We start from the raw sequence: 13,039 nt of genomic DNA on the forward strand, positions 1-13,039 counted from the left end.
CGCAATCGACCTGTCAGGAGCGCAGTACGTTGCCACTGAGCGCGTCGCGGATCGGCGTGGGTTGGGCCAGGCCGCCGGTCTGCCCATCGAGGATGCCGTCGAGCAGGCGCAGCAGGCGTGGGTCCAGTTCTTCGCGGCTGCGCGCGGGGGGCTCGCCGGCAAGGTTGGCGCTGGTTGATACCAGGGGGCCACCCCAGGCCTGGCACAGCGCTGCGACCAGCGGGTGGGCGCTGATGCGTACCGCGATGCCGCTGTGTTCGCCGGTGATCCAGCCGGGCGCGCGGGTACCGGCGGGCAGGATCCAGGTGTTGGCGCCGGGCCAGCTGGCGAGCACTGCGCGCTGGCGTGCATCGGGCAGCGCCTGCAGGCGCACCCAGCCCTGCAGCTGCGACAGGTCAGCGGCCACCAGGATCATGCCTTTCTCGATCGGGCGCTGCTTCAGTCGCAGCAGCGTGTGCACCGCTGCCTCGTGCGCAGGATCGCAACCCAGGCCCCAGACCGCTTCGGTCGGGTAGGCAATCACCCCGCCACTGCGGAGCGTGGCGACTGCGGTGTCCAGTGTGAGTTCTTTCATGGCGGCGACCGGGCCCGGCGTGGGCCTTCATTATCCCCCCGCTGCGTGCAGAGCGGGTGGAGCGGTGGGTGCGGACCGTTGGTCCGCACGCCTTGGCACCTCATCCACGCATGGCGTGAATCTACTTGGCAGCCTTCTTGACGGCCTTCTTTGCCGGTGCCTTCTTGGCCACGGCCTTCTTCGCAGCCGCCTTCTTTGCCGGTGCCTTCTTGGCAGCGGCCTTCTTCGGCGCGGCTTCCTTCTTCACCGCCGCCTTCTTTGCCGGGGCCTTCTTGGCGGCGGCCTTCTTGGCGCCGAAGCCCTTGCGCACCGGCTTGCCGGTCTCTTCCATCAACTGCTGCACCTCGGCCAGGGTCAGCGATGCCGGTTCACGATCCTTGGGGATCTTGCCGTTCATCTTTCCGTCGCTGATGTACGGGCCGAAGCGACCGTTCAGCACCTGGATGTCGCTGCCGTCGAACTCCTTGATGATCCGGTTGCGCGCGATTTCTTCCTTCTCTTCGATCAGGAACACGGCGCGGGCCAGGTCGATGGTGTACGGGTCGTCTTCCTTCTTCAGCGAGGCGTAGGTGCTGCCGCGCTTGGCGAACGGGCCGAAGCGGCCGATGCCGACGCTGACGTCCTCGCCCTTGTCCTCACCCAGCGCGCGCGGCATCAGGAACAGCTCCAGCGCGTCTTCCAGGGAAATGGTGTGCATTGACTGGCCCGGCCGCAGCGAAGCGAACTTGGGCTTGTCCTCGGCATCCTCGGCGGTGCTGCCGATGGCCGCGTATGGCCCGAACCGGCCCAGGCGCACGCTGACCGGCTTGCCGGTCTTCGGGTCGGTACCCAGTTCGCGCGCACCACTGGCCTCGGCACGGTCGACCGATTCCTTCTTGTCTTCGACCAGTTCCTTGAACGGTCCCCAGAAGCGCGACATCAGCGGAATCCACTCTTCCTCGCCGCGCGAGACGGCATCGAGCTCGTCTTCCAGCTTGGCGGTGAAGTCGTAGTCGACGTACTGGGTGAAGTGGCTGGACAGGAACTTGGACACCGCACGGCCAACATCGGACGGGCGGAAGCTGCGGCCTTCCATTTCCACGTACTTGCGGAACAGCAGGGTCTGGATGATCGAGGCGTAGGTCGAAGGACGACCGATGCCGTATTCTTCCAGCGCCTTCACCAGTGCCGCTTCGGTGAAGCGCGGCGGAGGCTGGGTGAAGTGCTGGTCGGCCACGATGCGCTCCAGCGGCACGCGGTCGCCCGGCTTCATCGCCGGCAGCTTGCGGCCTTCGTCGTCATCCTCGGCGCTCTTGCTGTCCTTGCCTTCCTCGTACACGGCCAGGAAGCCGGGCACCACCACCGTGGTGCCGCTGGCGCGGAACACGTGTTCGCTGCCGGCCGACAGATCCACGCTGACGGTGTTGAGCGTGGCCGGGATCATCTGGCAGGCCACTGCACGCTTCCAGATCAGCTCGTACAGCTTGCGCTCGTCGTCGGTCAGGAACCGCGCGACCTGGGCCGGGGTACGCAATGCCGAGGTCGGGCGCACCGCTTCGTGCGCTTCCTGGGCGTTCTTGGACTTGGTCTGGTAGGTGTTGGGCTGGTCGGGCAGCGAGGCGATGCCGTAATCACGGGCGATCACGTCGCGGATTTCGGCCAGCGCGTCCTGCGACAGGTTCACCGAGTCGGTACGCATGTACGAGATCAGGCCGACCGTGCCTTCGTCGCCGCCGATGTCCACGCCTTCGTACAGCTTCTGCGCAACCTGCATGGTTTTGCGCGTGGTGAAGCCGAGCTTGCGCGAGGCTTCCTGCTGCAGCGTGGAGGTGGTGAACGGCGGCGCGGGGCGGCGCTTGCGCTCCTTGCTGGCCACGTCTGTGACATGCAGGGCGCCCTGTGCGGCCTGCTGGATGCGCAGGCGGGCGGCCTCGGCGGTGTCGCCGTCGGTGACGGTGAACTGCTCGAACTTCTGCCCGTCCAGTTTGACCAGCTTGGCGTTGAAGTGCTGCGAGGGATGCGCGCACTCGGCGGCGATCGACCAGTACTCGCGGGCGATGAAGGCTTCGATCTCTTCCTCGCGCTCGACGATCATGCGCAGCGCCGGGCTCTGCACGCGGCCTGCCGACAGGCCGCGCTGGACCTTGCGCCACAGCACCGGCGACAGGTTGAAACCGACCAGGTAGTCCAGCGCGCGGCGCGCCTGCTGGGCATCGACCAGATCGCTGGCGATCTCGCGCGGCTGGCTGATCGCTTCCTTGATCGCGCGCGGCGTGATCTCGGTGAAGACCACGCGCTGCATCGGCTTGTCCTTGACCAGCCCGCGCTCTTTCAGGATCTCGGCGATATGCCAGCTGATCGCTTCACCCTCGCGATCCGGATCGGTCGCCAGCAGGATGTCGTCGGCGCCCTTTGCGGCCTTGGCGATCGCATCGACATGCTTTTCGTTCTTCTCGATCACGTCGTAATGCATGGCGAACCCGTTGTCCGGGTCAACCGCGCCTTCCTTCGGGATCAGGTCACGCACGTGCCCATACGAGGCCAGGACCGTGTAGTCCTTGCCGAGGTATTTGTTGATCGTCTTGGCTTTGGCCGGCGATTCAACGATGAGCAGGTGCTTGGGCATGGCAGCAGGGTCTGTGGGTAAGCCGCGGGGAAGGGCCGCTAGGGTGGAGCAAACGGCCGCATTAGTGAAGCGGCCACGGGCAAATCAATAAACTGAACGCCCGGGACTGTGCCGGGCGTTCAGGTTTCACCTTATTAGAGGAATCACGCCCGGCCTGCCATTGTCAAGCAGGGGGGCGTGAGGATGGCCGTCCGCGACGGCGCATTGGCCCTCGATCCCCGATCACGACGCCATGTTGGCGATGACGCCGACGGCGATGATGATCGCGGCGAAACCGGCCAGCATCAGCAGGCCGCCCAGCACCAGGATCACGATGGTCACCGTGCCCAGCTCGCGGCGCTGCAGCTGCGGTTGGTCGGTGTAGGCCCAGCGGTCGACCACTACGGTGTCGCAGATGAGGTCATGCAAGCCCTGCTTGCGCTCGGTGAAGGCGGCCATCAGGTAGCCGATGCAGAGGGTCAGGCCACTGAGGATGGTGGCGAAGTAGCGGCCGATGCTGCGACCCAGGGTCAGGCGATCGCCGTTGCCGCGCACGACCTTGATGCCGATGGCCATCTTGCCGAGGGTGGCGCCGCCACGGGAGGCATGGAACCAGCCGTAGTAGGCGGCGGCGATGAACAGGCCAGCCAGGCCACTGATCAGCTGGGTAACCACTTCCACCGCTGTTTCGCCGCTGCCGGTCGCCCCCATGCCGGCGCCGAGCACGAAGCCCAGCACGCCACCGACCACGCCGCTGGGAATCAGCAGGACGAAATAGTCGATCAGGTAGGCGGCAAAGCGCTTCCAGAAGCCCGCGTAGACCACTTCGCCACCCTGCACCGGCTGCGAATAGTCACCACCACCTGCGCCGGGCGCAGTGTACGGCGAGCCGCTGAGGGCGCCGGTGCCCGGCAATGGCGCGGTGCCGTTGTCGATCGCGGCGTAGTCGTTGCGCAGGTCGAAGCCACCGGTGGCGGTGGAGGTGCTGGCATCAGCCAGGGTCTGCAGGCCCAGTTCGTCCACCATCTGTCGCAGCGGTGCCCACTGTCCCATGCCTTCGCGCCAGACCAGGGTGTCCAGGGTCAACTGGCCGCGCTGGAAACGCTGGCGGATCTCGGTGATCTCCAACGGGCCTTGGCGTTGCTGTCCTTCGGCGTAGTACCACTCAGTCATTGCATGTCCCCTGTTGGGTCGTCCTTGGTGGGTTTGCCCGATGCGCGGCTCAGCCGTGGCATTGCGTGGGCAGATACTTGTCGTCGCTTTCGCCGCTGCATTCCCAGCGCCCGCTGTCACGGTCGTACTCGAGCCACAGCAGGTCGCCGTCCTGGCTCTTGCCCGGAACCGCCAGCGTTGCTTCGATGCCGCAGTGACCATTGTTGAAGCGGCCGATATGCACGGCCGACAGGCCCTGGCCTGCGAATTCGTCCGCTGCCGGGAAGCCAGCGTCGTTGGCGCCCGGGCAACGGCCCTGGTCATCGGCGAAATGCTGGACCTTGTCCTTCAGCGGCTGCAGCGCCGTGATCGCGCCGGCGACCTTGGCCTTGATGGTGTAGTCGTTGTAGGCCGGTAGGGCGATGGCCGCCAGGATGGCCAGGATCGGCACCACCACCAGCAGGGCAACGCCACCGATGATGGCGGTCAACGCGCAGCCGGACAGGCCCTTCTTCGCGGCCGGTGCAGCGTCCATCGGCGTGGTCGCATAGGGCGACGCAGGTGGCAGGGTTGGCGGCAGAGGAGCGGCAGGAGGTGGCGGCGCCGCAGCGGCAGTGGCGGCTGCATCAACAGCGGGCACGATCAGGCCCAGTTCGTCGACCACGTTGCGCAACGGCTGCCATTGCGGCAAGCCGTCGCGCCAGACCAGGGTGTCCAGGGTGATCTGGTTGCTACGGAACAGCTCGATCAACTGTTCCGAGGGCAACGGGCCTTGCTGGCGGTTGCCTTCGGCATGGAACCACTCACTCACGGGGGACGCTCCTGAATGCGCACGGCCCCCAAGTGTACGGTCAGTGCAGGGGTTCTGGCTCGTCCACGAACATCTGCGTTTCCATCCAGGCGTAGGCCGCCTCGGCGCCGGGCTGGTTGAACAGCACCATCAGCACCACCCATTTCAGGTCGTCCAGGTCCAGTTCGTCCTGGTCCAGGGCCATTGCCCGGTCCAGCACCAGCTCGCGCTGGCCGGCATCGAGGATGCCGTGCTGTTCCAGGTACAGCAGGAAACCACGGCATTCCACATCAAGTTTGTCCAGCTCCGGGCCGTGATAGATGCGCACCGGGCCATCGACCCGGGCCTGGGCCGCGCTTGGGCGCTGCGCTGCCAGGGCATCGAGCCATTCGAATGCCTTGTTGATCTCAGTGGGGCTGAAACCGGCCTGGATCAGGCCATTCTGCAGTGAGTCGCGGTCACGGATCAGGTCCGCATCTTCGCTGAAATAGTGTTCAAACAGGTACAACAGTACATCCAGGATGCTCTCTTTCATTGCCCCTCGGCCTGCGTCGCGCGACGCTGTGGAGGTGAAGAAACTAGGGACGTCGACAGTAGCGGCCGTGTACGCACACCACGATCCCCGCAAGTTCCATGGCCAGCAGCATGGAGGACACCTCCGACGCCGTCAATCCACAGTGCGTGATCAGTGAATCCATACTGATTGGGTCGTGCCCCAGCGCCTGCCACAAGCGCTGGTAGTCAGCGTCGTTCGCCCAGCAAGCCGGCAGGTCCGCCGGCGCTGCCTGTTCAGTGGGGGTGGCAAGCCGGGTTTGCAAGCCCGGAAGCTGGTGACGCAATGCCGGGGCCAGCAGTTCCAGCACTTCCTCGGGACGTTCGACCAGGGCAACCCCTTCACGGATGAGCCGGTGGCAGCCAGCGGCGCGTGGATTGAGCACCGAACCGGGTATCGCGCAGACCTCGCGGCCGGCTTCGGCTGCCAGCCGGGCGGTGATCAGGGCGCCCGAACGTTGCGCGGCCTCGACCACCACCGTGGCCAGGGTCAGCCCGGCCACCAGCCGGTTGCGCGCGGGGAAGTGGCCCGGCCGTGCGGGCGTGCCTGGCAGGTACTCGCTGAGCACTGCGCCTTCGGTAGCGATTGTTGCCTGCAGGCGGGCATGGCTGGTGGGATAGGCGCGGTCCGGGCCGGTGCCGATCACCGCGAGGGTGCAGCCGCCTGCGTCCAGCGCCGCCTGGTGGGCGGCCGCATCGATGCCCGCCGCCAATCCACTGGTCACCGCCAGCCCGGCCTCGACGAAACAGGTGGCAAACCGGGCGGCGAGGGCGCGACCGGCAGGAGTGGGTGAACGACTGCCGACCAGGGCCACCGCGGGGCGCCAGGCGATGGCTGGATCCCCGGCAACGAACAGGGCCAAGGGCGGGTTGGGTGCATCAAGAAGGAGGGGCGGGAAGGCCGGATCGTTGCAGGCCAGCAGATGATGATCAGGCTGCTGCAGCCAGCGCTGCGCAAGTGCGAGGGCGCGGGTATCGGGACGCTGCAGCGCAGCGCATTGTTCCGGCGTGCAACCGTGGGCTCGCCAGCCTGCAACGCCCAGCGCCAGCGCTGCATCCGCATTGCCGGCGGTCTGCAACAGGGCGCGCCTGGGTGCCAGGCCTCCCCCCGCGATCAACAGGCGCAGCAGCGCCTCATGTACATGTTCAGTCATCCCCCGACTATCGGCCTCACGCAACAAAGGCGCCCTAGGGCGCCTTCGCGTATCGCTGTCAGGGTATCCCGGAGGTTGCCGGCCGATGCGGCCGGCACTCCCTGCCGAAGCCGGGCGGGGCCCGGCGCTGGCTCATTTCGCGTCCGGATGCAGCGCGCTGTAGCCCACACGTACCGGCTTCACACCTTGCATCACCAACGCATAGCTGACGTTGTCGAAGGTGCGGAAGACCATGGCATGCGCGGCGTACTCATCCGGCAGGCTGACCCGGCCGGCGCCAGTGCTGACCGAATCGTCCATGCGCGAGGACCCCGGGAACTTCATCCGGTGCGCCACGTGGCTGCCATGGCGCCACAGCGAGAACACGGTGCCGTTGTCCACGCCCTGGGCGCGGCCAGCCGAAATCGCGATCACATCGCGCGGGCCGCCGGTGCTGAACATGTCGGTGACTGCCAGTACGCGCACATCCACGCCTTCCACGCCGGCTGCGGGCACATGCGGGAAGAACTGCAGGTCGTACGGCGTGGCCTCGACCGGCACCAGACGGTCGCCGGCACGCACTTCACGGCCGCCACTGGCGTTGTCCAGGACCAGGGTCGACGCTTCGGTCTTGCCGCCAGCCACCTTGGTGATGGTGCCGGTGCCGACCTGTGCCAGCTCGTAACCCAGTACGCCACGGCGGTGGTTGGGCGCGCTGAAGGCCTTCCAGAGGTTGCCGCTGCCCGGGGTGACATCGCCATTGGCGGTCAGGTCCTCGGTTGGCTTGGGCTGGGCGTAGCGCACGGTCGGGCGGACCACGGCCCAGCGCTGCCCGGTCTGGGCGTCGGCCAGGCGCACATAGGCGGTCTGCCCACCGGTGGCGCGCAGGCGGTTGTCTTCCAGCGCGACCACGTACGGCAGCTGCTCGATGCTGTCGACCACGCTGAGCTGTTTCAGGAACGGTTCCACCTGTGCCAGCGGCACGCCGGTGACCGGGGCTTCCTGGCGCGGACCGGGCTGGGCCGTTACACGGTCCAGGTAGGCCAGGCTGAGGACGTCACCGGGATAGATCAGGTGTGGATTGGCGACCTGCGGATTGGCCTGCCAGATCTCCGGCCACAGCCATGGTTTCTGCAGGAAACGTCCTGCGATATCCCACAGGGTGTCCCCTTTGCGGACCACATAGGTGTCCGGGTGCCCGCCATTCACTTCCACGGCGGTAGCATAGGCAGCCACGGTCAGCATCGCCGCGGCGACGACCGTACGAAAACGAAGCAACATAGGTGTGAAGCCCTGATTCCCCAACAGGTTCGCGCACTATAGTCCAGAAACCGGGGCGCAAGGCAAGCGTTGGAGCTAGAATCTGCGACGTATGCCGGCGTAACCCGGCCCCAACCCCGGAAACTGCCATGGCTTTACTCCCCATCCTTGAGTTCCCCGATCCGCGCCTGCGTACCAAGGCTGCGTTGATCGATGCCGCCGAAGTGACCACGCCGGCGTTCCAGGAGCTGCTCGACAACATGTTCGAGACCATGTACGACGCGCCGGGCATCGGACTGGCTGCCAGCCAGGTGGACGTGCACCAGCGCTTCATGGTCATCGACGTAAGCGAAGAAAAGAACGAGCCGCGCGTCTTCATCAACCCGGAAATCGTCGCCAAGGACGGGGGCCAGGTGTACCAGGAAGGCTGCCTGTCGGTGCCCGGCATCTTCGCCGACGTGACCCGTGCCGACACCATCACCGTCAAGTTCCTGGATCGCCAGGGGCAGCCGCAGGAGTTGACCACCGACGGCCTGCTGGCGGTCTGCGTGCAGCACGAGATGGACCATCTGGACGGCAAGCTGTTCATCGACTACCTGTCGCCGCTGAAGCGCGAGATGGTCCGCAAGAAGCTGGCCAAACAGCGCAAGCACGTGGCGTGATGGCTGTTGTGGGCCGCCCTTCGGGGTGGCCCGCGCCTGCGCGTGACGCGCGGGCTGCATGGCGCCGGCCGACGGCGCCGTTTTTTTTCCTGCACGATTTCATCCTGCAAGTGGGGTTGCCATGAGGATTGTCTTTGCCGGTACGCCGGAATTCGCGGTGTCGTCGCTGCGCGCGGCCGCGCGTCATCACGAGGTGGTGGCTGTCTATACGCAGCCTGATCGCCCGGCCGGTCGCGGCCGTGGGTTGGCGCCTTCGCCGGTCAAGCTGGAAGCGGTCGCCCGCGGCATCCCCGTGTACCAGCCGGAAACGCTGAAGGACGAGGTGGCCCAGCAGCAGCTGCGTGACCTGCAGCCGGACCTGATGGTGGTGGTGGCCTATGGCCTGATCCTGCCCAAGGCGGTACTGACCATCCCGACCCATGGTTGCTGGAACGTGCATGGTTCGCTGTTGCCGCGCTGGCGCGGTGCTGCACCGATCCAGCGTGCCATCCAGGCCGGTGACGACAAGACCGGCATCTGCCTGATGCAGATGGAAGCTGGCCTTGATACGGGCCCGGTGCTGCTGCACCAGGAGCTGCCCATCGCCGCCACCGATACCGGTGGCCAGCTGCACGACAAGCTGGCCGAGCTCGGCGCACAGGTGCTGTCCGACGGACTGGGCCTGCTGCGCGCCGGCATCAAGCCGATCGCGCGGCCGCAGCCGGAGCAGGGTGTGACTTACGCGCACAAGCTGGACAAGGCCGAGGCAAAACTGGACTGGGCGCAGGACGCCGAAGCGCTGGCGCGCACGGTGCGTGCGTTCAACCCGTGGCCGATTGCCGAGGCACTGCTGGCCGGTGAGCGCGTGCGCATCCACGGCGCGGTGGCGCTGGATGTGGCCCATGGCCAAGCGCCGGGCACGGTGCTGGCCGCTGGCCGTGAGGGCATCGACATCGCCTGCGGGCAGGGCGCGCTGCGTCTGCGTGTACTGCAGCGGGAGGGCGGCAAGGCGATTACCGCCGCCGACTACCTCAATGCCCGCCGTGACCTGCGCGTGGGGGTCTGACGGGTGAGCAAGGCAAACGATTTCTCCATCGCCAAGGCGGCGCCGGGCGCGGCCACCCGTATGCTGGCTGCGCGCGTGCTGGCGCAGGTGTTCACCCGCGGTCGTTCGCTCAAGGCCGAGCTGGCCTGGGCGCTGCCCAAGCTGGCCGACACCCGCGACCGCGCACTGCTTGAAGCGTTGTGCTTTGCGGTGCTGCGCCGTCGCAGCACCTATGACGCTGCCCTGCAGGCGTGGATGCAGAAGCCGCTGTCCGCACGCGATGCCGACCTGCGCACGCTGCTGATGGTGGGCTTCGCCCAGCTGGATGTGCTGGAACTGCCCGCCCATGCGGCGCTGTCGGCCACGGTCGATGCTGCGCGCGCACTTGGCCGTGAACGCCAGGCGGGTCTGGTCAATGCGATCCTGCGCCGCGCCCAGCGCGAGGGCTTCCCCGAACAACCGGCACGCGACGCATTTCCGGTCTGGCTGGCCGAGGCCATCGAGCGCGACTGGCCGACACAGGCCGAGGCGATCTTCGCTGCCAGCCTGCAGCCAGCGCCGCTTTGGCTGCGTGCCAACCGCCAGCAGGGCGGGCGCGACAAGATGATGGCGGCCTTGGCCGAGGCGGGCATTGCCGCCGAAGCCTGCCCACTGAGCGCCGATGCGCTGCGGCTGGCCGTGCCGGTTCCGGTGAACCAGCTGCCCGGTTTCGGCGAAGGCCTGCTGTCGGTGCAGGATCTGTCGGCGCAGTGTGCTGCTGACGCGCTGGCGCCGCCGACTGGCAGCCGCGTGCTCGACGCATGTGCTGCCCCGGGCGGCAAGTCGGCGCACCTGCTCGAGCGTGACCCCAGCCTGCAATTGCTGGCGCTGGATATCGATGCGCGTCGTCTGGCGCGCGCCAAGGATACGTTCGCCCGTACCGGTGTGGGCGAAGGCGCGCAGGTGCAGGTGGCCGATGCCAGCGATCCGGGGGCATGGTGGGACGGCGTTCCGTTCGACGCGATCCTGCTGGACGCACCGTGCTCGGCCACCGGCGTCATCCGCCGGCAGCCGGACGTGATGTTCCATCGGCGGGCGGAGGACATTGATGCGCTGCTCGGCATCCAGGCCCGGTTGCTGGAAGCCTGCTGGTCGATGCTGCGCCCAGGTGGCGTGCTGCTTTATGCCACCTGCTCGATCCTGCGCGCGGAGAACGTCGATCAGGTGAAGGGCTTCCTGAAATGGCACGCGGATGCGGAAGCGGTCGCGCTGGATGACGCATTTGGTCTGGATTGTGACGGTATTGCTCGCCAGCGCCTGCCCGGTGAAAACGATGCTGACGGATTTTTCTACGCGCGTCTGCTAAAAAAGGGCTGACCCAACCGCTGTCCGAGCCCCCATGCTGAAAACCCGTGCGTCACGCCAGACATGGCTGTTCGTTGTGATGGCCCTGTTGGTGTTGGGTGCCGGGCTGGGACTACGCGATCCCTGGCCCTCGGACGAACCGCGCTTCGCCCTGGTCGCCAAGCAGATGGTGGACAGCGGCGACTGGCTGTTCCCGCACCGTGGGCTGGAGCTGTACTCGGACAAGCCGCCGATGCTGATGTGGTGGCAGGCCACGCTGTACAGCGTGATCGGCAACTGGCGCGTGGCGTTCCTGCTGCCTTCGCTGATCGCTGCACTGGGCACGCTGTGGTGCGTGGTCGACCTCGGCCGGCGCCTGTGGACACGCCAGATCGGCCTGTACGCTGGCTGGGCGCTGCTGTTCGCCCTGCAGTTCACGTTCCAGTCGAAGAAGGCGCAGATCGACCCGCTGGTGGTGTTTTTCATCACCCTGGCCAACTATGGTCTGCTGCGCCACCTGCTGCTGGGGCCCGCCTGGCGCTGGTGGTGGTTGGGCTGGTTCTTTGCCGGCATCGGGGTGATCACCAAGGGCGTGGGCGTGATCGCGCTGCTGATGATCGTGCCAGCGGTGATCGGTTCGGCGCTGCACTGGCCGCGGGTGCGGCTGCATGCACGCGACCTGCGCTTCTGGTTGGCGCCGTTGGCGTTCGTGCTGGCCGTCGCGCTGTGGCTGGTGCCGATGGTGATGACCGCGCTGGCGACCCGCTCCGGCGAGTACCTGGCGTACATGAACGACATCCTGTTCCGGCAGACCGCCAAGCGCTATGCGCAATCGTGGGACCACCACCAGCCCTGGTGGTACTTCCTGGGCACCATGCCGTCGATGTGGATTCCCGCCTTCCTGGCGGTGCCGTGGGCGATCCCGGCCTGGCGGCGCCGGCTGCAGCGTCGGGACGCGCGCTATCTGTTGCTGCTGGGCTGGTGGGCGCTGATCGTGCTGTTCTTCTCGATCCCCAATGGCAAGCGCGACGTCTACATCCTGCCGGCGCTGCCGATGTTCTGCCTGGCGCTGGCGCCGTTGCTGCCGGGGCTGCTGCGCCGGCGCGATGTGCAATGGCTGCTGGGCGCGTTCACCCTGCTGCTGTCGCTGGGGACGTTGGCCGCCGGATTGTCTGCCCTGCTGGGCAAGCCCGGCTTCGAAGTGCGGCTGATGCAGACGCGGGGCATCGGCAATGGCGAGATGAACGCCCTGGCCTGGGCGGCCATGGCAATGGGCGGCTGGGGTGTGGCCAGCCTGCTGTTGTTCGGGCGCGGCCGCCGTCAGCTGGCACTGGTTTCGACCCTCACTGCCGTCTGGGTGCTGTACAGCCTGATCGGCTATCCGCTGCTGAATGATTCAAGTTCCGCCCGCGGCCTGATGCGGCACACCGGCCAGCGTATCGGCGCCGATGCGGAGCTGGGGCTGGTGGCCTGGAAAGAGCAGAATCTGCTGATGGCAGACCGCCCGGCAGCCACCTTCGGTTTCAACGAGCCCTGGGATGCGCAGCTGGCCGCAGCCGTGGAATGGCAACAGCTGGCGCCCCGGCGCCGCTGGCTGCTGGTCCACGAAGACGCGCTGCTGCCCTGCATCGACCGCGACCGTGCCGAGCTGGCCGGGATCGCCAACCGCCGCCGTTGGTGGCTGGTACCGGCCACTGCGGTGCAGGGCCGGTGCGTGGCCAGCGCGGAGGAGCGCGAACGTGAACGGCGATTGCAGCGTGAGGAATAACCATCCTGGCCCGCGCTTGTCCAGACTGCCCAAGCGGCAGCAAAGGCAGTAAAACGTCAGCGTGGGATCGGCCGTATCGGTGATCCCGTTCATTCCGCCGGATTGCAGCGAACTTTTTCGACGTGGCAGCTTCAAAGCACAACCTGGAATCCACGATCGGCGATCCGCTGGGCGTCCCCGCAGGGAGGCGTCCGCGTGCGGCGCACTGGCTGGCGCA

11 protein-coding genes are annotated in these 13,039 nt (G+C 67.0%); 4 read left to right on the top strand and 7 right to left on the bottom strand.

The features are described 5' to 3' along the window. Window positions 1-13: 13 nt before the first annotated feature. The 7 genes from tsaC to AC07UW_RS04940 form a co-directional block, all read right to left on the bottom strand. Window positions 14-574, bottom strand: coding sequence for an L-threonylcarbamoyladenylate synthase type 1 TsaC (gene tsaC / locus AC07UW_RS04910; protein WP_032952114.1), 561 nt, complete (start codon window positions 572-574; stop codon window positions 14-16). A 121-nt stretch (window positions 575-695) separates the two neighbouring features. Next, window positions 696-3,179, bottom strand: coding sequence for a DNA topoisomerase I (locus tag AC07UW_RS04915; protein WP_117311514.1), 2,484 nt, complete (start codon window positions 3,177-3,179; stop codon window positions 696-698). Window positions 3,180-3,401: 222 nt separating this feature from the next. Beyond that, window positions 3,402-4,331 carry an RDD family protein gene (locus AC07UW_RS04920; protein WP_336032519.1) on the bottom strand — a complete coding sequence of 310 codons (930 nt, stop codon included), beginning with the start codon at window positions 4,329-4,331 and terminating at the stop codon, window positions 3,402-3,404. 49 nt (window positions 4,332-4,380) lie between these two features. Beyond that, the gene (locus tag AC07UW_RS04925) at window positions 4,381-5,121 is read right to left on the bottom strand and encodes a GYF domain-containing protein (protein WP_317850522.1); all 741 of its coding nucleotides are present in this window, start codon (window positions 5,119-5,121) and stop codon (window positions 4,381-4,383) included. 40 nt (window positions 5,122-5,161) lie between these two features. Continuing rightward, window positions 5,162-5,635 (bottom strand): DUF494 family protein, encoded by a 474-nt coding sequence (locus tag AC07UW_RS04930; protein ID WP_025879062.1) that lies wholly within the window; start codon window positions 5,633-5,635, stop codon window positions 5,162-5,164. Between the two features lie 43 nt (window positions 5,636-5,678). Next, complete coding sequence (gene dprA / locus AC07UW_RS04935; RefSeq protein ID WP_223496794.1) at window positions 5,679-6,806, bottom strand: DNA-processing protein DprA; 1,128 nt, start codon at window positions 6,804-6,806, stop codon at window positions 5,679-5,681. Window positions 6,807-6,938: 132 nt separating this feature from the next. Next, complete coding sequence (locus AC07UW_RS04940; RefSeq protein WP_223496792.1) at window positions 6,939-8,066, bottom strand: LysM peptidoglycan-binding domain-containing protein; 1,128 nt, start codon at window positions 8,064-8,066, stop codon at window positions 6,939-6,941. Between the two features lie 128 nt (window positions 8,067-8,194). Here AC07UW_RS04940 and def point away from each other — a divergent pair, with 128 nt between their 5' ends. From def to AC07UW_RS04960, 4 genes are all read left to right on the top strand, one after another. Continuing rightward, entirely contained in the window at window positions 8,195-8,707 is a 513-nt protein-coding gene (def, locus tag AC07UW_RS04945; RefSeq protein WP_025879059.1) for a peptide deformylase, read from the top strand. A 121-nt stretch (window positions 8,708-8,828) separates the two neighbouring features. Then, window positions 8,829-9,752, top strand: a complete 924-nt coding sequence (fmt, locus tag AC07UW_RS04950; RefSeq protein WP_223496790.1) for a methionyl-tRNA formyltransferase — start codon at window positions 8,829-8,831, stop codon at window positions 9,750-9,752. A gap of 3 nt (window positions 9,753-9,755) precedes the next feature. Continuing rightward, on the top strand, window positions 9,756-11,087 hold the full coding sequence (gene rsmB, locus AC07UW_RS04955; RefSeq protein WP_495211547.1) for a 16S rRNA (cytosine(967)-C(5))-methyltransferase RsmB: 1,332 nt from the start codon (window positions 9,756-9,758) through the stop codon (window positions 11,085-11,087). Window positions 11,088-11,109: 22 nt separating this feature from the next. Then, the gene (locus AC07UW_RS04960; protein WP_495211548.1) at window positions 11,110-12,822 is read left to right on the top strand and encodes a glycosyltransferase family 39 protein; all 1,713 of its coding nucleotides are present in this window, start codon (window positions 11,110-11,112) and stop codon (window positions 12,820-12,822) included. Window positions 12,823-13,039: the final 217 nt, after the last annotated feature.

This window comes from Stenotrophomonas sp. GW821-FHT02D01 (assembly GCF_059421765.1).